This is a genomic window from Pseudomonas fluorescens, from assembly GCF_900215245.1.
Taxonomy (GTDB): Bacteria; Pseudomonadota; Gammaproteobacteria; order Pseudomonadales; family Pseudomonadaceae; genus Aquipseudomonas; species Aquipseudomonas fluorescens.
The window spans coordinates 3168128-3189916 of the sequence record NZ_LT907842.1 but is presented as its reverse complement, the minus strand read 5'-3'; the positions used below and the strand labels follow the sequence as shown (position 1 = coordinate 3189916).

Below are 21789 nucleotides of genomic sequence, written 5' to 3'. Positions count from 1 at the left end.
GGTCCAAGGCTCCGCTGTTAAATTCATTAATCACGTTGAAGAGGTTGAAGAAGCGACCGTGAGATCCAACTGATCGCGCATAAAATCCATAGACCAGCACTGCTTAATTGCCTCAGGCACCTGCAATTGCTCAGGTCTTTTAAGGAAGATGCGTCTACGCGCATTGATTTGTAAATTCAACTGTAACTACAGGTAGATTCGGAATACGATCTTGTGGTTCGCGCTGTGGCCTTTCGCGTTGCGAAGATAAAGTAAGTAGAGGCTAAATCCTCAGTTAGGCTGGTTGTTGGTGAGACTAATAATTTTATCAGCAACCTTGGCATGCTCAGTAAAAGAGCTTGGTTGATAATCATAATTGATGAGGCTGACACCCATTTTAAGGAGCACCGCCTTGATGCTGACCCGACCGGAACGAAATTATTGTTGTGCAAGCAATCTTGGCTCGGAGGACAGTATCACTTTTTTGCGACGGTTTACTGAATGATTTCGGAACCTCGAGCGCACTTAGGCGGATATTTTCCTGAGGTGGAGGTTTCGCTGTCAAGACCCCGCGGACGCATCATCAGCGAAGCGTCAATGTCACTAAAGTTGGTGCGCTGTATAGAAAGCAGCCGCGCTCACAAAACGGCTCTGGTGCAAAGCTTCCAGCACCTGCTTGCTTAAACATGGCAATGATTTAGCTGTCCTGAAAAAACGACACCTTCAAGTTAAATACCTTGATCCTTTCTTAAGTGAATCAACAGAATTGCAATTATTCCGCAAAATCACAGAAAATTATATTTGTGAAATTTTAATTTTCATAACTTTTTACTTTATATAATCTCTCATCTCCTTAATAATCCTCTCGGCACTCGCGCCCATCGACTCCATCCTTGTTGTTGAGTGTCTATAAATTAAAATTGGATTAGTGAGCTTCTGTTCATCGATTCAAATGAGATCTGAAAATCCCCTTGACTTAAATTAAACAAGGTAAAACCATGTTCAAAAAGTTTGCAGTGTCTCTGCCACTAGTTTTTTCTGTGTTGGGTTCTTCGGCCGTTTTTGCGGCTGGTGAGGCAACAAGCCACATCAGCATCAAAGCTGTAATTCCAAGCACGAGTTTCAACGCTCAGCCACTGAACCCTAATTTTGGTTTAGACGAGGTAATGAATTACAACGTTGTTACTGGTGAGCTTAGCGAGTTGTCTGCTCCCTACATCCTAAAGAACAGCGCTGGTTCCATTCAAGCCTCCCTTCGGGAAAATTCTGCTTTGCTGAGTAACGGGTCAGTAGGTATTCCACTGACCGTTAAGTTAGGCGACGTAACTCTGGATACCACAGCCAAGGAAGTAGTCTCAGTTGCCCAAGCTAAGGCAGGAATACAAAAAAACCTATCAATCAAGACTACCAGCAAGCCAAAGGACGGTGAAACTGGTTCGTTCATCGGTGAAGTGGTTATTATCTTCGATAACGTAGTGGCACCGCAGTTTTGATATCTTGTAACACATAACAGCATACCTACTGAAATTGCCGGCCGCTGCCTTGCGGTTGGCTTTCGGTGCTGTGGGAGTTTTTACTAGAGTATAGTTTATGTTCGCTCTAAGATGTCTCATATCAGTTGCTGCGCTGTTTGCTTGTACGGTTGTTAGCGCTGCGTCAGGTATGAACCACACGCCACGAAGCTTGCTAGCACAGGCTAAAGGTTTACCAAGTGATTTCGAAGAACACTTTTTTGATGTCCCACTGTCGGTACGTGTCGAGCGTGATAAACAGCTCGTTGGCGAGGCGATGATCGTGCTGACCCGCGATGATAGGCTTATGCTTCTTGACTTTACGAACTATGCCGACAGCCCGGTAATGGACACCGAGCGTGATATCTGGGAGAACTTCCTCAAGTCTGGTACTTCTTTAGGTGCCTGTACCAAGAGCTGCCCAGAGCAGTTAATAGCAGTACATTACAGTTTGGAAAACTCATTGGTTTCTATACTCACCGAAAACGCCGAGCGTGATACCTTGCAACAGCAGTTTTACGCTCAGCCAGAAGGTGGCACTACCGGTCTTATAGTAAACAATCAGTTGAACCTTAATGGCGGGCAAAACCAAGAGTTGGGCGGCCGCTTCGGCATCGAGGCAACTAGCAGTCTAGGCAACTGGACCAATGCAATGAATCTGCAGCTGTCACGCCTTGGCGGTCAGGATACCGAAATACGTCATGCGCTTTATTCGCTGTATACACAGCGTGAATACGAGGGCAATTTTCTGCGCCTGGGATATTTCACGCCCAACTCCGAAGGTCTGAGCCGTCAGCCCCGCACTTTTGGTGCCGCGCAGGACGTTGCCATCGGTGTGATGGTGGGCAGCTCCGACAGCTTGGTGGTGAATACGCCCAATCCCAGCATGTATCCCATGTACGTTACTGCAAATCGCCAAGCCTCGGTGGAGATATACCGCAATGGCATGTTAATCAATACTCAGGCCGTGCAGGCCGGCTTGCAAACAATTGACACCCGTTCTTTACCGGGCGGTATCTATGAAGTTGAAGTGCGGTTGGTCGAAGACGGCCAGGTCACCGCCACAACCCAGGAATTAGTTTACAAGCCCAACAACTGGCGTAACTACGACGAACGCTGGCGTTATAACCTATTTGCCGGTCGCGAGAGCACACTCTTCAATAACTGGGAACAGCGCGACAAAGGTGGCATCACATCCGGCGCTTCGATTAACTACCTTCTTCACCCTCGTGCTGTGGCCGGGCTGTCGGCACGCAAAGTGCAAGATAGTATGCAATTTGGCACCTCAATTGATTGGAGCCTAGCCCAAAACATCAGTCTGTACTCGAATCTCTACGAGACCCAAAGCCACGGCACAGGTCTCGATATGCAAGCGCTTTATAACTATGGCATGGGCAGTGTAGTCGCCAGTCATAATCGAAGCTGGCTCGATACCCGTGGCACGTATGAAACTCTTGCTGACGGTACCCGTTTACGCCAGCGCAACACTTTTGTTGGCAAGACCAGTTCCTCGTCGCTGTCATTCAACCAACGCATGGGCAGCCGCGATTCGATTAATGCCCGTGTTTCCCACAGCCAGGGCAATGTAGATGGCGTTGGCCTGGACTTCGGCTGGACCCGTCGCCACATCCTGTTCGGCAGTGAAGCTAGCTGGCGCATTTCGCTTTTTGACCGTCCCTTAAGTAACAGCAGCGGTGACAAGCGTAACCGTGGCTTCGACCTGGCCCTTAACTTGGCGCTCGGTGGATCGGGAGAAAGCTGGTACGGTAGCATCGGTTCGCGTACCGCGCGCAATGGCCAGCGTGACAACAATGCCTTGCTGACGTACCGCAAAGACATCAAGGAGCACGTCTTGCAAAGCGTCTCCGTCACTGCAATGTCCGACGTGTATGGCCTTGGCATGTCCGGCATGACGACTTTCCAGAGCGAGAGCATTTCCGGCGACGCTTTCGCTCAACGTTCCTCCTACAACGGCGACCTGACAGGCGGCTTGAATCTTAACAACACCTTCGCTGTAGGCGGCGAAAAAATGGTCTTCACTAGCCAAAACTACAGCAGTGGTGCGGGGATGATCATAGACGTTGAAACCGACGTGGAAGAAGACGTCGTCCTCCGCTCGGATGACATGAGTGGCTCGAGTACGACGTTGCGGCCCGGGCGTAACTTTGTACCTGTTACAGCTTATAAGGGGAGCACGATCGCTTTCGACTTCGAAGGCAACTACCCACCAGCCGCCACCATCCAGCCTGCGCGCAGTGCCTACCATCTGAACAAGGGAGGCGTTGGTTACCGCAAAATAAGTGTTATGAAAACGGTAACCGTACTCGGTCGGCTGGTTGGCGCCGACGGGTATCCACTCAAGGGACACCACATCCTCAACCACGCCAGTCGTGGAGTCAGCGAGGCCGACGGGTTCTTCTCAATGGAGATTAAATCCAACTCGCCGACCCTGGAAGTACGCAGTAGTAACCAGTTGCTCTGCCAGTTCCGACTCAACTTGAGCAGCTTGCGTAATGAAAAAGACGTTTTGATGATAGGGGATCTGCGTTGCACTCCGGAAACATTGGCTGACTCCACCTTTAATACTGAAGCTGCAGGCTAATGTCACCATGTGCTCAAACTGCTGCTTCAGACCAAACCTGTTCAACGTGATACTGCTACTGGCCGTCATATTTTAAGCACGCGTCTCGACATAGGAATTGACAGTGGTGTTCAGCTCTGACTCGCAAAACCGCAGTAACAAATTCATCAATACAACAGCTTTAAGCGGATATTTCGTATCAAGGCGTGATATGTTCGCTGGGACGGGCATCTTACATACTTTGAAGCTGACGATAGTCAGTTATGAAACGAGGTAACAGGATGAAGAGCAAGTACTGCATCAAACGGTGCTCGACATTTATTAGCGTGATTATCTTGGCGAGCGTCATGCCGCTTGTACACGGTTACGAACAAAGTATCACTGCTGTGTTCAAGCAGAATCCCTCAAATCCCAATGAAAATAAATTCGTGAATACGACACCTATCTCGGGGTTTTGCTTGGTAAGACCCGGCAGTTGTACGGAGCCGGGCATATTCAGCATTCGTGTGCGGATTGGGTCATTGTTGAACAGTCCTATCCAGGCCAACCATAGCAGCGTTCGCGAAGGCGTGATGTTCAATGTACCGAGTGCGTGGCGTAAAGTTGAATTGACCAGCGAAAATGGTGATCGACAGGAAGTCGAAGTAAGGATTTCGGGAATCGGTGTTCAAATGGAGTTCGCGCAAGATGTTCAAACTCTAAAGACGCCCCCTTGGACAAGTTTTGCAGATGCGCACAACAATTTGTGGCACGGCGGAGGCCTTGAATATCCTCCGGGGGTTTGTAGATACACTTCTACTGTGGCATTTACCGCCCGATATTCTAATTTTTTTTGGAAAACGCCGTCTGTGGGCATTTGTCCAAAAAAGGCACGGTACAGAATTCCTAACATTCGTTACGATTACTTTGACATGGCCTACGAGTTGCGAACACCTAATCCCTTGGGTATGCCAACGGGTGAGTACAGAGGTACCATTAGCTACAGCGTCGGTCCCGGGAAAGATTTCGACTTCGGTGACTTGATGATTCCCGATGATCCGATGTTGAACATGAATTTTGCTCTGAGTGTGCAGCATACCCTCAAGGTTGAAATACCGCCCGGGGGTAATAACGTTGAATTGGTGCCCCAGGAAGGCTGGCAATCTTGGATACAAAAAGGGCGGCGGCCAACGCGATTTTTCCGTGATCAGACCTTCAATATCTCTGCCTCATCGCCCTTTAACATTTACATGGAGTGCGAACATCAAAGCGATGACACTTGCGCGATTAAGTCCGAAAGCGGTGATAGCGTTCCTCTGAAGGTCAGCGTCACCTTGCCCCTAGGCGTTGGGAATGAAATCGGCCAACCCGTCAAATACTTGCCCCTACTTACCTACGTCCAACCCGGAAGACAGTTTATTCCAACACAATACTTGGATCGCCGACGCGGTACCCTGCATTTCGAAGTGCCGGCCAATAATATGCGGCAAATGTTACTGTCCGGGGCACCGAGCAAGTACACCGGAGACGTCACAGTGATCTGGGATTCAGATCTCTAGAGCAGATGTAAGGCTAACTATTTTTATATGAGATTCTAGTGTAATGAAAAATTTATTGCCATTGCTGGTTTTGTATTTTTTCGCACATGCTGCACTCGCCGGGCCCAGCATCAATGTGGGTGTGGTGTACGACTACCTTGAGGGTGACAAAAGCACATACCTGAAGCGCATTTTCAACGGTGGTACCAGCACAGCTTTTGTGAAGGTCGAGATTTTTGAAATTCTCTACGACGCTCACGGTGTGGCCAAGGAAGTCCCGCTGAAAAGCCAGGCCGATGGAAACTCGCGTGACGGTCTGATGGCAAGCCCGGCACGCCTAATAGTACCGTCCAACGGTATGCAGGGCACGCGTTTGCTGTACATGGGCGATCGTGAACGCGAGCGTTATTTTCGTGTGCGCTACATACCTGTGATGCCCGAAAAAGAGGACGAGTTCGCCGTTTCCGAGGAGGAGCGTGAGGCTTATAAAGAGACTTTGCGGGCCGGCGTCAGCATATTGGCAGGTTACGGCACGGTGTTTTTCGTGCGGCCCAAGGACACCCGTTTCGACACTCGGATCGAAAACGGCATCTCCAGCTATGTGCTGAGCAATAACGGCAATAGCGTGATTGAGATCGATGAGTTCAAAAACTGCGTGATCGGCACGACAACTGACTGTTATCCCACCACCAAGAATCATGTCTTGCCGGGGCGGAAATTCTCGTTCGATAAAGAGCCTGGCCGCGAGTACCACTTCAAGCTGGTGGAAGGCGAGTCGCAAGAAAGTCATGTGGTGAAAAGGTGAGCCGCATCGTGCAGCTATGGCGGCCGCGTCACCACCTCAGGCTTAAGACCCTTACCCGATGCCCGTTGTTCTGTGTGCTGGCTCTGCTTAGTATTCCGTCGTTCGCGGCCAGGGAAGAAGCAACTTTCAATGTCTCGATCAACTTGCCCAGCAACGATTTCTACGTGCTGCCGATTAACCCGCACCTTTTGCAGCGCGACCAGATAATGAATTACAACATGGTCACCAAGCGCCTGAGCACACTGCGCGAACACTTCGATGTGAAGAACGCGCTAGGCGGGATCACTGCACGGGTCGAGGGTGAGCCGGTGCTGTCCAATGGCCGAGACCTGATCGCCTTGGCCGTAACCTTTAACGGCCAGCCTTTGGGCCAGGTCAATACTTTGGTGGTTTCGGACGTCGATGCCAAGTTAGGTAAGCGCGTGTTGCTTGAAATCGCTGCTGTGGTCCCAACAGATAGTTATATGCCGGGTGAGTATTTCGGCAGCGTGCGGCTTATGTTTGATGCGCTCCAGCCCTGAATACTGCATATCGCGCAATCCAGGGCTATCGAGTATCTTATGAACTCGTGACGGGCATTTGCGACGGCGCTGGCTGAATTGGTCAACAACCAGTTAAACTAAACCTTTGCTTCCAACTGGGGAGATGTCACTACCTCATACTGCAATGGTTAGCGCTTTCGTGCTGGAGGTTGATGCGAAATCACCCAGCGTGTCAGCCTGAAGCTCGGCAACTAACCAGGGCTGCTGTTCTACACTTACATCTCCTGTCAGTAAGCGCCGTTCAGCTCCAGCGAGGTTAATGGCTGAGTGCGGGGTTAGACCTATGTGCTCGATGGTATGGTGTATCACGAATCAGATCTGCGGATCGAGGAGCACTACACCGACACGGCTGGCTTCACCGATCATGTCTCCTCCCTGATGCATCTGCTGGGCTTTCGTCTTGCACTGCTCATCCGCGACTTGGGCGAAGCCAAGCTGTACGTGCAACAGAGCGTCCAGGACTACCCAACGCTGCGGCCAGTGATTGGCGGTACTTTGAATATCAAGCACTTCCGCGCTCACTAGGACGAGATTCTGCGCCTAGCCGCGTCGATCAAACAGAGCAACGTCACTGCCTCGTTAATGTTGCGCAAGCTAGCCATCTATCTGCGCCAAAACTGCATTGCCGCAGCGCTACTGGAACTAGGCAGGATTTAACGCAACCTGTTTATCCTCGATTGGCTGCAAAGTGTTGAGCTTCTCCGTCGTGTGCATGGTGTACTGAACAAGGGCGAGGCGCGCAACGCCTTAGCAAGGGCGGTGTTCTTCAACCGCCTCGGCGACATCAGGGTTCGGAGCTTCGAGCAGCAGCGATACCGGGCCAGCGGCCTAAACCTGGTGACCGCCGCTGGAGAGCCCGTGAATACCGACTTTTATCAATACCTGTCGCCGTTGGGATGGGAGCACATCAACCTGACTGGCGATTATGTCCGGCGGGATAGCCGCTAGGTGGAAGACGGGAAATTTAGGCCGCTACGACAGGTCGGGCAAACTTAGCGTATGATTTTTCCGAGTTCTGTAGCCTCCCCAAGACGAGCAATACGCGCTTGCAGTTCCTGGATTTTCTGCTGCTCAGGCGTCAGCGCTTTGCTCTGCGGCGTAACGCCGCTGCGCTCCTACTTGAGTTGGTTAACCCAGCGACGCAACGCGGACTCGACCACTCAAAGCGAACGGCTGGCTTCGGTATGGCTATAGCCTCGATCGAGCGCTAGTTCTAGCTGCTCGCATTTGAAAACACGCGGGCTCGCAGTCAGCGGCATTTCTGGCTCACATTAACTGCGACCAATCACAGCCACCGGCTCAGATTAATTGCAAGTGGGCTTGCATTCGACGGCGCGTGCTCGCGTTTCATGGGCATGGGCTCACGCTATCTGCAACTTAAGAAACGCAGCGTGATCGGCGAGCCTATCGGTACTGTGTTGTTGAACCCGGTTCGAGAGCAACAGGTCGAGAAAAGAGCTGAATAGTCAGACGGCTGACACGACAAGTACCTTGATAAACGCCGACCACTACAGCTTCGATTTCGTGCGGTAGCAATTCAAGCCATACCTATTGACACCGTTGGCGAAGCTTATTTTTTGTCTCGTTTTTAGACCTGAGAATTAAGTAGCGTATTGGTTGGAACTTTATTTCAGTGGTCTGGTCTTTCAATTACGATTCCAACCTAGGCAATTGAAATGAAATGTAAAATTCTGTTTGCGTCGTTAATGTTTGCTTTCAGCTTCGCTGCTAATGCAGAGATTCCCTTAGACTCTGCGGTGCTTTTCTCAACCCAGAAAAATCAAGGAGTGGTTTGGACAAGCGAGAAAGCTGCGTATTTCAAGTCGTTTAACGCATCACTGCTCAACGGTGGGAAAAAAGATATTGATCTGAGCAAGATCTGCTATAAGGCGTATGACTCAAAAGGTAATAGCTATCAGCTTGATACAATTGACGAAAAACTATCTCAAGGACTTCTAAAGTCTGGTAAGTCCGTTCAGGGCTTTTATCAATTTGTATCTGAAGATGAAGGGGTTTATGGCGCGTCTTTAGTAAAGGCTCTGCTTGACTGCAAGTAATACGCTATCCTGCCTCCGTGATTGAACCGTTTGAGATGGCACTTTACGGATACGCCCGAGTCCCCAGCAGCGACCAAGATTTTGTGCTGTAAGAAAAAACCTTGCGCGAAGCCGGTTGTGATGTGGTTCGTTCCGAAAAAGGAAGCGGGGCGAGCCGACTGGGTCGAACGGAGCTTCAAACGCTGCTCGATTTCCTAGGCCCTGGCGATACGCTAGTGGTTACACGCATTGACCGTCTTGCACGCAGCATCAAAGATATTCAAGACATTGTTTACAGGCTTAAAGAGCGGGGAGTCAGTCTCAAGGCGACTGAGCAGCCAATCGATACGCTTAGCGCGGCAGGGAAAGCCTTCCTGGACATGCTGGGGGTTCTTGCAGAATTTGAAACCAACTTGCGACGTGAGCGCCAACTTGAGGGGATTGCTGACGCTAAAGCTCGTGGCGTTTACCGGGGCCGTAAACCCTCCATTGACCCTATGGAGGTTCAACGCTTGCTGACTGAAGGAAAACTAGGCGCGACAGAGATTGCTCGACGGCTTGGCGTCCGTTTTGCCTCAGTGTATCGAGTGTTAGCTCAGCATGGACACCAAGCGTAATTCCATTCCTGTCGATTCGCTGCTGCAGTTGCGGCAGCGATTAATTCTTTTGCCACGCAAAATTCCTGAGCGCGCCAGACAGGTGCAGGCCGTTGCCGAGCTATACGGTATGTCGTCTAACACTGTGTACCGTGCATTGCATGCTTTCAACAAACCGCACGCAGTGCATCGCGCTGACCACGGCAAACCACGCAAACTCCCAAAAGCCGAGCCAGAGCGTTATTGCGATCTGGTCGCGGCTTTGAAACTGCGCACCACCAACAAGAACAACCGCCATCTCTCTACGGGAAAGGTTGAACGTCCGTTTCGTACGGTCGAGGAGGCGCAAGAGACGCTGTACCACTTTCACAGGCCGGAAACTGAGCAGCAGGCGAACGAACGGCTGTCGCACTACCTGATGCACACCTACAATCAGCAGCGTCATCGTTCAGAGTCGCGCACCCGCATGGCGGACTGGCTTGATGTTGCCGGACCATGGCCTGCGCGATATGTGCACCTGGGAGCAGTTTTGTCGCTTTGCACGCGAGCCGGAACGGCGAAAAATTGGCATCGATGCGCGTATCAACATCGGTGGTACACAGTATGAGCTTGAGCCCGTCATGGCCGGCGACTTTGTGATTTTGCTGTGTGGCCTGTTCGACGATGAGTTGTACGCCGAATATGAAGGCGAGCGCTTCGGTCCCTATTATCCGGTAGACGGTCCTATTCCGCTACGCCGGTACCGGGCATTCAAACGAACCAAGGCGGATGAGCGTGCAGACCGCATCCGTTTGCTGGCAGACCAGCTTGGATTGCCGATTGCGACGCTATCTGGCACCGACGTGCGCTTGTCTGATGCTCCCATGTCCGCGGCGGACATTCCACGTCAGCCTTTCGACCCGTATGCCCACGAATACCACTATCCGACAGTGATCGCTGCCAAGTTGGCCGTCGCTGACGAATTGGCCAAACCACTGGCCAAGCTTGTGGTTGGAGAAAAAGTATTCATAGATCAGGTACTGGCATAAACGCTTATGCGCCGTGTCGTTCTGGAGCGCGTGCGCGAATATTTCCGACATAAAAAAGGGGCTCAACATGCGGGCTGAAGTGATGCAGCATTTCGGGTTCACGGCACCGTTCAAGCAGGCTGGTTATTAGGAGACTGAACACCACAAGGATCTGATAAAGGACGTTCGCGGAGCGGTGCAGGAAGGTCCTTTGGTCGCAATCTGTGGTGTGATCGGCAGCGGCAAGACCGTGCTACTACACCATCAATCATCATCGTCTGTAACTCCATCTCAACTGCAGCTTACGAAATATAGGCTGCTCCGATTGAGCGTGCGTATTCAGAAGAGAGTTGAATAGCTCGACAAAGCAACTCATGCTGTTTTGATGCCAATTATTAGTAAGCTCATGAAGACCTATAGCGTGACCTGCCGTTTAATAGAAGATACATTCAACGAACTGTAACTGTAGCTATTAGGGCTAAGCAGTCATGTCGCGGCTGACACAGCTACAGATACCACTATCCCTTCACCACGCTCCTTAGCCTAAGGAATCTAGCTGGCACAAAAAACGCGCTTAGTGAGTAAGGTCAACAGAGCCATCTACGCTTTGCCTATAAATTGTGTATGGCAAAAAAAGCGTGTCAAGCACCAACGAGGGAATTAAATCCATAATCGGCCAAGGATAGGCTTCTGGAGCACCAGGGGCGTTGCTAATATTGGGTTCTGGTGGACCATGGAGAACGCAAAGATCGTAAGAAATCCCACTGTAAAAACGTGGCAGAGTGTCGCAATTAGTCTTCTTTTTCTGAAGACTGCTGGTTATAGACTTATCCTCATAGAACACAGTATTAATTGTTCCGCATCCCGATAGCGACAAGACAACCGCAACCAGCAAAGAAACACCCGCCAACCACAAATATTTCAAATAATTCATCACAGCAGTACCCGTTCAGTTAGCATAACAAGGTGAAGGCGCATTGGCAAAAGAGTACCAATCCGTATTACGACCGAGTGGCTTAAGTATTGCTGAAGGTGTCCAGGATAGGTCGAGGCGTAATTTCAGCGCGCATTCGCTTCGGGTCCGACAGTTTCCATCGTTGGCACATTGGTAGCAGGCAAGTCACCAGCAGTCACCAGCCAGGCATACTCATAGGCGCGGGCGACACAAAAACCATTACAAGTGCCAACGGAATAACACCAAGCAGAGCCACCAACACCCCTCCCCCCATTAACCGTTACATGAATCCAAATCATCAACCGCCCGCGTGGTTTCGAAACATAATTTGCAAGATATTACCAACCGTGATCATTAGGCGAGCGGCTTGAGTATTGCAGAAGGTGTCTAGGCTAGGTCGAGGCATATGCGCCCTGAGACATTTCTATTTAGCGGGCGGGGGATACATCTCTATCTAGGATTGAAAGTAACCTATTGATATTTATCGCTTTTCATTGATAATGGCTTGACCTTATCGACTCTCGGTAAGTCGAGGTAACTGCGGTTTCCGCACCAGGTTTCGTATCAGCACCTTCATCCTCGGTCGATGCAACAAAAAAACGACCTCCAGGGAGTGCCGGCGTCCGTTGTTTCATATCGAGGCGTCTTGCCGATGGTACATCTCGGTCAAAATTCTTGAGAGGAAAACCCTCGCAGCTGTTTGGCCAGCCAGCACGAAAAAAGGAAGTTACCTGGGAGAAGACGTGTCCCAAGCGGCTGCCGGCCAAGGCTTGACGATGACATCCGGCATTCATCCCCTGAGAAACGTCGCGCTGATCGCCGCAAAAAAGCTGCGACCTGGCGACGGAGATACAGAAGCTGCGATTGTTCTGATCCAGGCAGAAGGAGATGCTATCCAAAGGCTCGTCCTGGTATCGACTGCGATGGACCATGAGCTTAAGGTCGAGGACTTCCATATCGGCGGATACGACGAGCTGCGCAATCTGGCGTATATAGCGGCGCATACCGGCGCCAACTCGTCCTCGATCTTTACTCTCGATATGGTAGCCCTTCTACAGGGCGAGGCGCCGAGGGCAAAGTTTTTCGCATACGGTCGAGTGGTTTACGTCGATGGCCATTACTTCGGGACGAGCTGGAGCGGTCCTGGCATCGTCGCCTACCTACGCGAGCGGTTGACGTATTAACCTGCACTTAAAGAAATGTACGTGGTTGAATCCTCAGTCAGCTGGTAGTGTCGATATAGATCCGGGTCGGGCTGATGTAGGCATGCTCCAACCACACCTGCACCTTGGCGATATGCAAAACAGCTGCGGGTGGATTCTTCACCCTCGACCACCAGCTGGACAATTGTTGCATGCTCGCGCTGATTTTTTGCATCACGTCTACGGAAATGGTCGAGGCGTCCTGGACAAGGAGATGACTTGAAAAACATATTCATTGGAAAACCTATTTTCTGCTGCGTCCGATGAGTCGGTTTGAGAGGGTGGCCTGGTTTTCGCGTGAGGACGCCCATGAACCTAACAAGCCCAACTCAAACCACTGTAATACTCAGTTCCTGCCTTATAGTTCTGGCAGGAATAATGGGTTATCAGCATCATCAGCTCTCCCAGCTCAGCAACAGGCTGGCTGCGGCCGCCGATAAGGAGTCGCTCGATGCACTGCTGATACGGCTGGGCAAAGTCGACGAGCGGCTGGACACGGTAGACGGCAAGCAAATGGTGACCAACGAGGACTTCCGCTCAGGTCAGCAGGCATTGTCGAACCGCATCGACGCAGCGCAGGCCTACGCTAAGCAAGCGACCGAAACAGCCAAGGAAATCTCACAAAATGCCGCGTCTACAGGGGAGCTAGTAGCGCTCAAGGCCATCGTCGAAACGCTCTACAGCAGTGTTCACGAAATAAGCCAATCCCAGATCAAGCAACCTAGCGCAGCTCCCTCCAAGCCCAAAGCAGTTGTCCGCAAACCACCTCCCGTTCAAAAGCCCAGCACTAGCGTCGTTACGCCGAAATCGCCCCCGTTCACCGTTATAGGCATCGAGTACCGGGGCGGTGAACGCTTTTTGTCCGTGGCCCCGCCTGGCAGCACACAGTTAAACCAGATCTACCTAATTCGTCCTGGTGACGCCGTGGCGGGTACTGATTGGCGACTCAACACACTTGACGGCAGATCAGCACGGTTTGACGTGGCTGGAAAACCTCAAACCGTAACCGTAACGCAATAGGACCTCTTTTATGTATTTCCCAACGTCCATATCAGAAAAGCAGAGATCTACGAGCGCCTCGCGGCTCACTACAGGCTTGGCTATCCTTGCCTTTGCCTATGGCTGCCATGCTGCTCCGGAACACGCGACGTCAACTACAAGCACTCAAATCAACGAGCACGGCATCCAGAATCCTTCCGAAGCAGCCAGTCAGACAGAACTCGCACGCGATTGGGGGTTAACCCCCCAAGAGTGGACCCGTTATAAAATGGTTATGGAGGGACCACGCGGGATCTATTCGCCAGGTCTGGATCCGTTGACCGCACTTGGCATCGAAGCCAAATCGGCTGAAGAGCGAAGACGCTACGCAGAACTGCAAGTGCAGGCCGAGCGACAGCGTATCGATAAGGAGCTTGCCTACCAAAGAGCTTATGACCAAGCCTTTGCTCGCCTTTATCCCAATGAAAAGGTAATCCAAATATCATCAGGCCCGACATCTCCCGCAGGCTCTGGCACCACCACAGCTCTAAAAGGCACAGGGCGATTAGCTGTTTTTGTTCAAGACAGTTGCACTGCCTGTATCGCTCGAGTGAAGGACCTTCAGAGTCAGAAACAACCCTTTGATCTGTACTTCGTGGGTAGCCAAGGTGACGACGAGACCATTCGTCGTTGGGCGATCCTGGCAGGCATCGAGCCAACTAGCGTGCGCAACCGACAGATCACACTGAATCACGACGCCGGCCGCTGGCTCGGCATTGGACTCGGCGGCGAGCTACCAGCTGTGGTGCGCGAGGTGAATGGGCAATGGCAGCGTCAGTAGTAAGCGCAGCGCTGGCTGGCTTTCTTCTAATTGGCGCGGCAATGGCTAACAGTGCCGAGGTGCCACCACCGGCCTATCAATTGATTGCGTTGCCTGCCGGCGTTCCATCGGAGGTGCTCTATTCGGTCGCACTGCAGGAGAGCGGCACGCGACTGCGTGGCCAGATCGTGCCATGGCCATGGACATTAAATGTCGCCGGTGCCGGCTACCGCTTTGCGACCCGTAGCGATGCATGCAGGGCACTAATGCTTGCGATTCAGACCACTGGCCCCAATCGGGTCGACGTCGGTCTAGGGCAAACCAATATCGGTGCCAATGGCCATCGTTACAGCTACCCCTGCGAAGGACTGGATCCTTACAAAAACCTTTCGGTTACGGCTCAGATCCTAGCCGAGCAAAAAGCCAAAGGCGGAGATTGGATCACGGCCGCTGGCCGATACCACCGCCCGGCCGGCGGCGAACCCGCTGCCCGCTACCGCCGCGCATTTGCCAAACATCTTAGCCGGGTCACCGGCATCAACCTGATGGCGAACAACCCATGAATGGACTGTTGAAGTTCGTGCTTTTGCTGTGCTTGGCCACCCCAATTATGGTGAACGCAAGCTCGTTGATTGTAGTTGAAGACCGGGGCGGCGTTTCAGCCCTGCCCTACTACCAAGACTTAGGGCCTGAACCTACCGCGCAATCCGCACCAATCGAAACTATGGGGGTACGTGGCCATGGGTCTTTTCCCGTGCACTCAGACCAGCTTGTCCCCGGCCAAGAGCAGGGCCGGGTTATAAACGCGCCAGGCCTACAACCTCTTTTCCTGGTGGGTGACGATGAAATGTCCAGAGCCTGGCTGACTCAACGACGTGAGCAACTGCAGCAGTTGCAAGCGGTAGGCCTGGTAGTGAACGTGGCCAGTGCCGAGAGATTTGCAGAGGTACAACTATGGGCAGGCGACCTACAGATGGTCCCAGCGCCGTCAAATGACCTGGCGCAGCGCCTTGGAATCAAACACTACCCACTGCTCATTACTGCAACAGCCATTCAGCAGTAGGAGACAGGGATGCCACCGCCTCAGTCACTCACCGTGGTGATCAGACAACCGGAAGATCCGCGAACTTGCCAGCTGATTTTGGAGCAAGTGACCTACGTGGCTTGGCTTTATGGCGGCCGCGTGACGTCCACAGAACAGGGTGACGCCATCGCTATGCGCGAGAAGCTAGCCGATCGAATACCGGAACATGAGCTAGCACTGGTGAAACAGGAGCTGGACGAGCAGTTCCCCTTAAAACTCAATAAGCTTTAAAGGCACGCAACCATGGCCAGCCCCTTCACTATCGAGTCATTGCTTCGTCCTGCCGTCGAGCTTTACACGGTCTTGGTTTGTGCTGCTGCAGCGCTGCTTTGTATTTTCGCGCCCTGGGCGTTTGCACTGACGCCTTTATTTGGAGTGGTTGCCGCTACTGGCTTTTTAGGTCTTGGGTTTGTTCGCCTGAAGCAGGCCCTGATGGTATTGCGCTACCGACGCAATATCCGGCGCCTCCCCCACTACACCATGACCAGCAAAGAAATTCCGGTCAGCAACGAGCGGCTTTTTATAGGCAAAGGCTTTCGCTGGACTCAAAAACATACCCAGCGCTTGATGGACACTTACCTCCCCAAATATGCCGAGTACGTCGAGCCTACCTCGACCTACAACTGGGCAAGGCGGCTTGAGGAACGATTGGAATTCGCCCCCTTCCCACTAAAGCTTCTGGCCAACGCCACCTCTTGGGATGTCGCGTTTAATCCAGCACGTCCGCTGCCACCCGTAGGTGGCCTACCGCGCTTACACGGCATAGAACCGAACGAGGCTGACGTCAGCTTGCCATTGAGTGAGCGGGTTGGGCACTCCCTGGTACTGGGGACTACAAGGGTGGGCAAAACCCGTCTGGCCGAACTGTTTATCACTCAAGACATCAGGCGCACCCGCAGACGGCCCCGGCGGCGCGTTCAGATGGGTCGCCGTGTTCAGCCTGTTCATCGGAGCCAGCGCAGCGTAGATAAAATTTATGAGATGAACCTTGATCGCGAGGTGGTGATTGTCTTCGACCCCAAAGGCGATGCCGACCTCCTGAAACGCATGTACATAGAGTGCAAGCGTGCCGGCCGACTGGATGAGTTTTACGTATTCCATTTGGGCTGGCCCGACCACTCCGCTCGTTACAACGCCGTTGGCCGATTTGGTCGAATCTCAGAGGTGGCGACCCGGATTGCCGGTCAACTATCAGGAGAAGGCAACTCGGCCGCGTTCCGCGAGTTCGCCTGGCGTTTCGTCAACATCATCGCACGCGCCTTGGTCGCCCTCGGACGCAGACCAGACTATGAGCAGATCCTCAAGCATGTGACCAACATCGATGCGCTCTTCATCGAGTACGCACAGAAGTACTTTGCCGAGCATGATCCCAAGGTCTGGCAAACCATCGTCGAAGTCGAAGGCAAGATCGATCGTAAAAACCTCAGTTTTGCTATGAAGGATCGACCGCTGCGCGTGGTGGCCCTGGACATGTACCTCACTCAGCAACGCATCTCCGATCCTGTGATGGAGGGCCTGCGATCAGCGGTACGTTATGACAAAACCTATTTCGACAAGATTGTGGCCAGCCTGCTGCCACTGCTGGAAAAACTGACTACGGGGCGCATTGCAGAGCTGCTGTCTCCAGACTACATGGACCTTGAGGACCCACGACCAATCTTTGACTGGATGCAGGTCATCCGCAAACGGGCGGTGGTCTATGTCGGTCTGGATGCCCTGTCCGATACAGAGGTGGCAGCGGCAGTGGGTAACTCCATGTTCAGCGATCTGGTGTCAGTCGCGGGCCACATCTACAAATTCGGCATCGATGATGGTTTGCCCGGGGCAAGCGGTGGGAAGGTGGCGATTAACGTGCACGCCGACGAGTTCAACGAACTGATGGGCGATGAGTTCATTCCAATGATCAACAAAGGCGGCGGCGCCGGCATGCAGGTTACGGCCTACACCCAGACCATGAGCGACATCGAGGCCAAAATCGGAAACCGCGCAAAAGCGGGCCAAGTCATCGGTAACTTCAACAACCTGTTCATGTTGCGTGTTCGTGAAACCGCCACAGCCGAGCTGTTGACCAACCAATTGCCCAAGGTCCAGGTGTTCACCAGCACACCGGCCAGCAGTGCCAATGATGCGATCAATGGCAAGACCGCTTTCACATCCAACACCCACGACCAGATCCAAAGCGTCAGCGTGCCGATGATCGAGCCGGCGCACGTCGTTGCGCTGCCCAAGGGGCAATGCTTTGCCCTGATCGAGGGCGGCAACCTGTGGAAGATTCGTATGCCGTTGCCGGCAAACGATCCAGATGAAGTCATGCCCAAGGATCTTCAGGCATTGGTTGAAGGTATGCGCAAAGGATCCGGAACGAGCAACGATTGGTGGCAAGCGCCGGGTTATGAAGCATTAGGCGAATCGCTGCCCGAAGACCTGGTCGACGATTTCCGCCTGATGGCCAACGACGACAACGTCGCTTAGCGTAAAGGAGCAAAGCGATGGCCGATATGGCGGAAAAAGCCCAGCAACAGCAGGAAGGGCAAAAATCATTTTTGGGCATGGTGATTTCAGCCCCCTTCCACTTTCTGGGGGTGATGTTCGGCTCACTGCTGGGCGCCATTCTCGTTGAGTGGCTGTGCATGTACGTGTTTTGGCCTGATGCTGGATGGAAGCACGCCCAGCAGATGTTTGAGCATGAACTAGGCTGGCTGTCCCAGGACTTGTTACATAGCGTTGTCATCAAAGAACCGGGGCGCACCGCAACCTGGCTGGCAAAAACGACCTATGATTGGCTGATGGTAAAAAGCGGCCTGCAAGACAGCATTAACTCATTGACCCAATACGCTCGCTCCACGTCGCCGCAGCACGCCGGCATGTTCGACCTGCGCTACGAACTCGGTCGGGTCATGATCAAGTTCCAGGATTACGGCTTGGCCATGCTTTATACCGTGCTCACCTTTTGCGTACGAATGGTCATCCTGACACTGACAATCCCACTGTTTGCACTGGCGGCGTTTACGGGCCTGGTGGATGGCCTGGTGCGACGTGATCTACGCAAGTTCGGCTCCGGCCGTGAGTCGAGCTACCTGTATCACAAAGCACGCGGAACCATTATTCCGCTGGCCATCGTGCCATGGACGATTTACCTGGCTATCCCGATCAGCGTCAGCCCCCTGCTTATTTTGCTGCCGTGCGCGTTGTTATTGGGCGTATCGGTTTACATCACTGTCTCCAGCTTCAAAAAATACCTCTAGGAGCTGCCCATGCAGTGGACACAAGAACAGCAGCCCATCGTCGATTCAACAGCAGAGAAGCTACTGGTCCAAGCCTTCGCCGGCACAGGCAAAACCACAACACTGGTTGGTTATGCCACCCACCACGCCTCGGTGAAAATGCTTTATCTCTGCTACAACAAACCTGTCGAGCTCGCAGCCAAGGGACGCTTTCCTCGCAATGTGGTCTGCAAGACGGCGCATGGCTTGGCTTATGCGGTCTATGGCAGCCAATACGCCGCCAAACAGACCAATAACTTACGCCTCACCGATATCGCCAGGGCCATCAATACCCAGGACTGGGAGCTGGTACGAGATGTACTGAGTACGCTGAACAACTTCATGGCCAGCGCCGATAACGAGCTCGGCCGCGGACACTTTCCCAGGTTTCAGGGTCAACGAATGCTCACCAGCGCGCAGGAACGATTTCTGGACAGTGCACTGGGTGTCGCCAGAATTATCTGGAACCGGATGATCGACCTGCAGGACACGGGAATGTTGATCACCCACGATGGATATTTAAAGCTGTATCAGTTGAGTAAACCTGACCTGAGCCAGCGATTTAAGGCGATTCTGCTCGATGAAGGTCAAGACGTGAACCCGGTCATTGCCGACTTGGTAAGGATACAGCGCATCTGCAAAGTCACCGTCGGCGACCCTCACCAGCAGATTTACCGTTTCCGTGGTGCCGAAGACGCTCTCAACAGCGATTGGATGGCCGATGCAGAGCGCCACTACCTGACCCAGAGCTTTCGCTTCGGTCCAGCAGTCGCGCATGTGGCCAACATCATCCTTTTTTACAAGGGTGAAACTCGAAAGCTGCAAGGGTTAGGCCCCATAACCCAGGTTAAACGTGCGCTTCCTGAAGACCTACCGCATCGCACATACATCCATCGCACGGTTACCGGCGTCATAGAGAACGCGCTTAGTTTGGTAGCGAGCAAGCCTAAGATCTATTGGGTAGGTGGCATCGACAGTTATTCATTACGCGACCTGGAAGACTTGTATCTGTTCAGCCGCAACCAAAACCAATCCGTGCAAAACCGTAAGTTACTGCGCGATTACCGGGATTTCTCGCAATACGTTGAAATTGCCGAGGTGAGCCAAGACTCGGAGATGCTGCGATCGATCAAGATCATCGCTGCCTATCCCGATCTGCCTCAGCGCATCCAGACACTACGCTCTCGGTCAGTAGACAACGAGTTGGATGCCACGATCACACTGACGACAGGGCATAAAGCCAAGGGGTTAGAGTGGGACTTTGTCAGCCTGTATGACGACTTTAGCGCTGACCCTCTGTCCCCCGATATCGATCAGGGTCGTAAAGACGATGAGCTGAATTTGCTGTATGTGGCCGTGACGCGGGCAATGAAGATACTGGCATTAAATTCGATGGTGTTATCCATCATGCAGCGTTACGTGGATGCTCGGACCTCTCCAGCACAACATCAGAAATCACAAGCCTAGTGGCAGACCATTTCCGGTTGATTGCACATCCTCAATACTGAAAACCTGGCAGCTCCACACATGAAGGATGTCGCCATGAGTCGCCAGGCATTTGAATACCATACCGAATTCGCCCCGCTGAACTATCTCGTCCGAACCAAAAAACTCTTCATGTTCAAGTCCGAAGAGCCCTCTACCGAACCTGACATTCAAGGTTTCCTGCAGGATCCGGAACACCAGCAGCACCTTGCTCAGCTAGGCCAAGAGGGTTGGGAACTGATCAGCGTTCAACCCGTAGTCAGGGGCGAAGTCCAGATTGGCAATCAAAATGCCCAGGGCTGGGCATACGGCATTGCCTTGCCCACCGGCTATCTTCTTTTCTTCAAACGCTCGATCCACCGAGACTGAGGGTGCAGTTACCGTACGAAGAAATCCTAACGGCCCGGAATATGGTTTTCTTGCGGCGACTATAGTGTGATCACGGCAAGCTGACGGCAACAGGAATGACTTGAGCCTAGCCGTGATCCAGACACTGCGTCTACCCGCCCTTACATGCCGATTCGTATTGACAGGACTGATCTCGCTTTTCGGGATCATTCTGTCTACCTCCCAAGCGGTAGCTGCTTCTGCCTCCGAACAGGCCAACCTGGACGTCATGATCCGCCAGTTGAATGCCTTGGAGGACACAGCACGTCGTAGCGCTCAAGTAGCAGACGAGCCGGGCAAACGGTACTTCTTCGATTACCAGCGCTTGGCGGGTGACATCGCCCGCATCCGCCATGGCTTGGAGGGCTACCTGACGCCAAGCCGAGCCCAACCTCGGGATCCAGCCGAGCTTTCGGGCCAATACACCACCGAAGGTCGCAAGCCATGAGCATGAACGGCGCTCAGGCGTCCGCCTTTCAAGCGGCGAGTGGTTTCCCGGCTTCGTCGAGCTACCTATTTTTCGTCGGCGTGGCCGTGGCTATCACGTTCGTGTGGGGGGCCTGGGCCGTCTGGAGCTGCTACCGAGGATGGGCCACCGGCAACCTTGACCGGACGATTGCTTCGACCTCTTTGGTTCGCATCCTGCTGCTTTGCATGATCCTCACCACCTTTGTACTCAGTTGATCGTATTGGAGGCTCACCATGAATTTGCTTTCACAAACACGCTACATGCTGATCGGCATGCTTGCTCTTCCACAACTGTCCATGGCTGCACTCCCCCAGTCCCAACCTCCGACTCGAGGTGAGGGCTCTAACCTGATGCAAACCATGCAGAACTACGCCTTTGACGGCATGTCGCTGATGGGTCTGATCGTCTGCGCCGTCATTTTCACCGGGGTAGCGTGGCACGCCTTCGGCGTTTACCACGAGATCCAACACGGCAAGAAGAAATGGGCTGATCTTGGAGCGACGGCCGCTGTCGGTGTGGCCATCTTGGGTGTCGCCATCTTCCTGATCACCAAGGCAACTAACATTCTTTAA

At 52.7% G+C, this 21789-nt stretch carries 21 protein-coding genes and 4 pseudogenes; 22 read left to right on the top strand and 3 right to left on the bottom strand.

What is annotated here, in order from left to right:
* Nucleotides 1–977: 977 nt before the first annotated feature.
* The 6 genes and pseudogenes from CPH89_RS14755 to CPH89_RS14730 all read left to right on the top strand — a co-directional run.
* The gene (locus CPH89_RS14755; protein ID WP_084375851.1) at nucleotides 978–1472 is read left to right on the top strand and encodes a CS1 type fimbrial major subunit; all 495 of its coding nucleotides are present in this window, start codon (nucleotides 978–980) and stop codon (nucleotides 1470–1472) included.
* 97 nt (nucleotides 1473–1569) lie between these two features.
* Nucleotides 1570–4092: a TcfC E-set like domain-containing protein gene (locus CPH89_RS14750; protein WP_084375850.1), complete on the top strand. Its 2523-nt coding sequence runs from the start codon at nucleotides 1570–1572 to the stop codon at nucleotides 4090–4092.
* A gap of 260 nt (nucleotides 4093–4352) precedes the next feature.
* Nucleotides 4353–5609 carry a hypothetical protein gene (locus CPH89_RS14745; protein WP_096236810.1) on the top strand — a complete coding sequence of 419 codons (1257 nt, stop codon included), beginning with the start codon at nucleotides 4353–4355 and terminating at the stop codon, nucleotides 5607–5609.
* A gap of 43 nt (nucleotides 5610–5652) precedes the next feature.
* Complete coding sequence (locus CPH89_RS14740; RefSeq protein ID WP_084375848.1) at nucleotides 5653–6393, top strand: pilus assembly protein; 741 nt, start codon at nucleotides 5653–5655, stop codon at nucleotides 6391–6393.
* The gene (locus CPH89_RS14735) at nucleotides 6390–6914 is read left to right on the top strand and encodes a CS1 type fimbrial major subunit (RefSeq protein WP_232005453.1); all 525 of its coding nucleotides are present in this window, start codon (nucleotides 6390–6392) and stop codon (nucleotides 6912–6914) included. Before CPH89_RS14740 ends, CPH89_RS14735 begins: the two co-directional genes overlap by 4 nt.
* 57 nt (nucleotides 6915–6971) lie before the next feature.
* A pseudogene (locus CPH89_RS14730) lies at nucleotides 6972–7883 on the top strand (Tn3 family transposase); the annotation flags it as partial.
* Between the two features lie 56 nt (nucleotides 7884–7939).
* Here CPH89_RS14730 and CPH89_RS14725 read toward each other — a convergent pair.
* A pseudogene (locus CPH89_RS14725) lies at nucleotides 7940–8194 on the bottom strand (transposase); the annotation flags it as partial.
* A gap of 417 nt (nucleotides 8195–8611) precedes the next feature.
* Here CPH89_RS14725 and CPH89_RS14720 point away from each other — a divergent pair.
* The 3 genes and pseudogenes from CPH89_RS14720 to CPH89_RS14710 all read left to right on the top strand — a co-directional run bounded on the left by CPH89_RS14720 (nucleotide 8612) and on the right by CPH89_RS14710 (nucleotide 10673).
* Nucleotides 8612–8992 (top strand): DUF4354 family protein, encoded by a 381-nt coding sequence (locus tag CPH89_RS14720; protein WP_084375846.1) that lies wholly within the window; start codon nucleotides 8612–8614, stop codon nucleotides 8990–8992.
* 35 nt (nucleotides 8993–9027) lie between these two features.
* Nucleotides 9028–9588, top strand: a pseudogene (locus tag CPH89_RS14715) (recombinase family protein).
* Nucleotides 9572–10673, top strand: a pseudogene (locus CPH89_RS14710) (hypothetical protein). Before CPH89_RS14715 ends, CPH89_RS14710 begins: the two co-directional pseudogenes overlap by 17 nt.
* Before the next feature lie 475 nt (nucleotides 10674–11148).
* On the opposite strand, the gene CPH89_RS14700 reads toward CPH89_RS14710, so the two are convergent.
* Nucleotides 11149–11508, bottom strand: coding sequence for a YceK/YidQ family lipoprotein (locus CPH89_RS14700; protein ID WP_084375845.1), 360 nt, complete (start codon nucleotides 11506–11508; stop codon nucleotides 11149–11151).
* Nucleotides 11509–12155: 647 nt separating this feature from the next.
* Between CPH89_RS14700 and CPH89_RS14695 the strand changes: the two genes are divergently transcribed.
* Complete coding sequence (locus tag CPH89_RS14695; RefSeq protein ID WP_084375844.1) at nucleotides 12156–12713, top strand: hypothetical protein; 558 nt, start codon at nucleotides 12156–12158, stop codon at nucleotides 12711–12713.
* A gap of 37 nt (nucleotides 12714–12750) precedes the next feature.
* Here CPH89_RS14695 and CPH89_RS30140 read toward each other — a convergent pair whose 3' ends face one another.
* Nucleotides 12751–12906, bottom strand: a complete 156-nt coding sequence (locus CPH89_RS30140; protein WP_157750149.1) for a hypothetical protein — start codon at nucleotides 12904–12906, stop codon at nucleotides 12751–12753.
* A gap of 134 nt (nucleotides 12907–13040) precedes the next feature.
* Between CPH89_RS30140 and CPH89_RS14690 the strand changes: the two genes are divergently transcribed.
* From CPH89_RS14690 to CPH89_RS14635, 12 genes are all read left to right on the top strand, one after another.
* Nucleotides 13041–13751, top strand: coding sequence for a methyl-accepting chemotaxis protein (locus tag CPH89_RS14690; RefSeq protein WP_084375843.1), 711 nt, complete (start codon nucleotides 13041–13043; stop codon nucleotides 13749–13751).
* Nucleotides 13752–13761: 10 nt separating this feature from the next.
* Entirely contained in the window at nucleotides 13762–14550 is a 789-nt protein-coding gene (locus CPH89_RS14685) for a TIGR03759 family integrating conjugative element protein (RefSeq protein WP_084375842.1), read from the top strand.
* Nucleotides 14535–15092, top strand: coding sequence for a lysozyme family protein (locus CPH89_RS14680; RefSeq protein WP_084375841.1), 558 nt, complete (start codon nucleotides 14535–14537; stop codon nucleotides 15090–15092). The genes CPH89_RS14685 and CPH89_RS14680 overlap by 16 nt, the downstream gene beginning before the upstream one ends.
* Nucleotides 15089–15592, top strand: coding sequence for an integrating conjugative element protein (locus CPH89_RS14675; protein ID WP_084375840.1), 504 nt, complete (start codon nucleotides 15089–15091; stop codon nucleotides 15590–15592). Before CPH89_RS14680 ends, CPH89_RS14675 begins: the two co-directional genes overlap by 4 nt.
* 9 nt (nucleotides 15593–15601) lie before the next feature.
* The gene (locus tag CPH89_RS14670) at nucleotides 15602–15844 is read left to right on the top strand and encodes a hypothetical protein (RefSeq protein WP_084375839.1); all 243 of its coding nucleotides are present in this window, start codon (nucleotides 15602–15604) and stop codon (nucleotides 15842–15844) included.
* 12 nt (nucleotides 15845–15856) lie between these two features.
* A complete protein-coding gene (gene traD / locus CPH89_RS14665; RefSeq protein WP_084375838.1) occupies nucleotides 15857–18085 on the top strand; it encodes a type IV conjugative transfer system coupling protein TraD in 2229 nt (742 codons plus the stop codon).
* A 17-nt stretch (nucleotides 18086–18102) separates the two neighbouring features.
* Nucleotides 18103–18858, top strand: coding sequence for a TIGR03747 family integrating conjugative element membrane protein (locus tag CPH89_RS14660; protein WP_084375837.1), 756 nt, complete (start codon nucleotides 18103–18105; stop codon nucleotides 18856–18858).
* 9 nt (nucleotides 18859–18867) lie between these two features.
* Nucleotides 18868–20343 carry a UvrD-helicase domain-containing protein gene (locus tag CPH89_RS14655; RefSeq protein WP_084375836.1) on the top strand — a complete coding sequence of 492 codons (1476 nt, stop codon included), beginning with the start codon at nucleotides 18868–18870 and terminating at the stop codon, nucleotides 20341–20343.
* 75 nt (nucleotides 20344–20418) lie between these two features.
* A complete protein-coding gene (locus tag CPH89_RS14650) occupies nucleotides 20419–20730 on the top strand; it encodes a hypothetical protein (protein WP_084375857.1) in 312 nt (103 codons plus the stop codon).
* Between the two features lie 157 nt (nucleotides 20731–20887).
* On the top strand, nucleotides 20888–21196 hold the full coding sequence (locus CPH89_RS14645; protein ID WP_232005465.1) for an integrative conjugative element protein, RAQPRD family: 309 nt from the start codon (nucleotides 20888–20890) through the stop codon (nucleotides 21194–21196).
* Nucleotides 21193–21432, top strand: a complete 240-nt coding sequence (locus CPH89_RS14640; RefSeq protein ID WP_019819651.1) for a TIGR03758 family integrating conjugative element protein — start codon at nucleotides 21193–21195, stop codon at nucleotides 21430–21432. The genes CPH89_RS14645 and CPH89_RS14640 overlap by 4 nt, the downstream gene beginning before the upstream one ends.
* An 18-nt stretch (nucleotides 21433–21450) precedes the next feature.
* On the top strand, nucleotides 21451–21789 hold the full coding sequence (locus tag CPH89_RS14635; protein ID WP_019819650.1) for a TIGR03745 family integrating conjugative element membrane protein: 339 nt from the start codon (nucleotides 21451–21453) through the stop codon (nucleotides 21787–21789).

Excerpts from the sequence above, each read along its gene's own strand:
- CPH89_RS14755 (WP_084375851.1), top strand. The coding sequence starts at position 978 with ATGTTCAAAAAGTTTGCAGTGTCTCTGCCACTAGTTTTTTCTGTGTTG.
- CPH89_RS14750 (WP_084375850.1), top strand. The coding sequence starts at position 1,570 with ATGTTCGCTCTAAGATGTCTCATATCAGTTGCTGCGCTGTTTGCTTGT.
- CPH89_RS14745 (WP_096236810.1), top strand. The coding sequence starts at position 4,353 with ATGAAGAGCAAGTACTGCATCAAACGGTGCTCGACATTTATTAGCGTG.
- CPH89_RS14740 (WP_084375848.1), top strand. The coding sequence starts at position 5,653 with ATGAAAAATTTATTGCCATTGCTGGTTTTGTATTTTTTCGCACATGCT.
- CPH89_RS14720 (WP_084375846.1), top strand. The coding sequence starts at position 8,612 with ATGAAATGTAAAATTCTGTTTGCGTCGTTAATGTTTGCTTTCAGCTTC.
- CPH89_RS14700 (WP_084375845.1), bottom strand. The coding sequence starts at position 11,508 with ATGAATTATTTGAAATATTTGTGGTTGGCGGGTGTTTCTTTGCTGGTT.
- CPH89_RS30140 (WP_157750149.1), bottom strand. The coding sequence starts at position 12,906 with ATGCAAAAAATCAGCGCGAGCATGCAACAATTGTCCAGCTGGTGGTCG.
- CPH89_RS14690 (WP_084375843.1), top strand. The coding sequence starts at position 13,041 with ATGAACCTAACAAGCCCAACTCAAACCACTGTAATACTCAGTTCCTGC.
- CPH89_RS14685 (WP_084375842.1), top strand. The coding sequence starts at position 13,762 with ATGTATTTCCCAACGTCCATATCAGAAAAGCAGAGATCTACGAGCGCC.
- CPH89_RS14680 (WP_084375841.1), top strand. The coding sequence starts at position 14,535 with ATGGCAGCGTCAGTAGTAAGCGCAGCGCTGGCTGGCTTTCTTCTAATT.
- CPH89_RS14675 (WP_084375840.1), top strand. The coding sequence starts at position 15,089 with ATGAATGGACTGTTGAAGTTCGTGCTTTTGCTGTGCTTGGCCACCCCA.
- CPH89_RS14670 (WP_084375839.1), top strand. The coding sequence starts at position 15,602 with ATGCCACCGCCTCAGTCACTCACCGTGGTGATCAGACAACCGGAAGAT.
- traD (WP_084375838.1), top strand. The coding sequence starts at position 15,857 with ATGGCCAGCCCCTTCACTATCGAGTCATTGCTTCGTCCTGCCGTCGAG.
- CPH89_RS14660 (WP_084375837.1), top strand. The coding sequence starts at position 18,103 with ATGGCCGATATGGCGGAAAAAGCCCAGCAACAGCAGGAAGGGCAAAAA.
- CPH89_RS14655 (WP_084375836.1), top strand. The coding sequence starts at position 18,868 with ATGCAGTGGACACAAGAACAGCAGCCCATCGTCGATTCAACAGCAGAG.
- CPH89_RS14650 (WP_084375857.1), top strand. The coding sequence starts at position 20,419 with ATGAGTCGCCAGGCATTTGAATACCATACCGAATTCGCCCCGCTGAAC.
- CPH89_RS14640 (WP_019819651.1), top strand. The coding sequence starts at position 21,193 with ATGAGCATGAACGGCGCTCAGGCGTCCGCCTTTCAAGCGGCGAGTGGT.
- CPH89_RS14635 (WP_019819650.1), top strand. The coding sequence starts at position 21,451 with ATGAATTTGCTTTCACAAACACGCTACATGCTGATCGGCATGCTTGCT.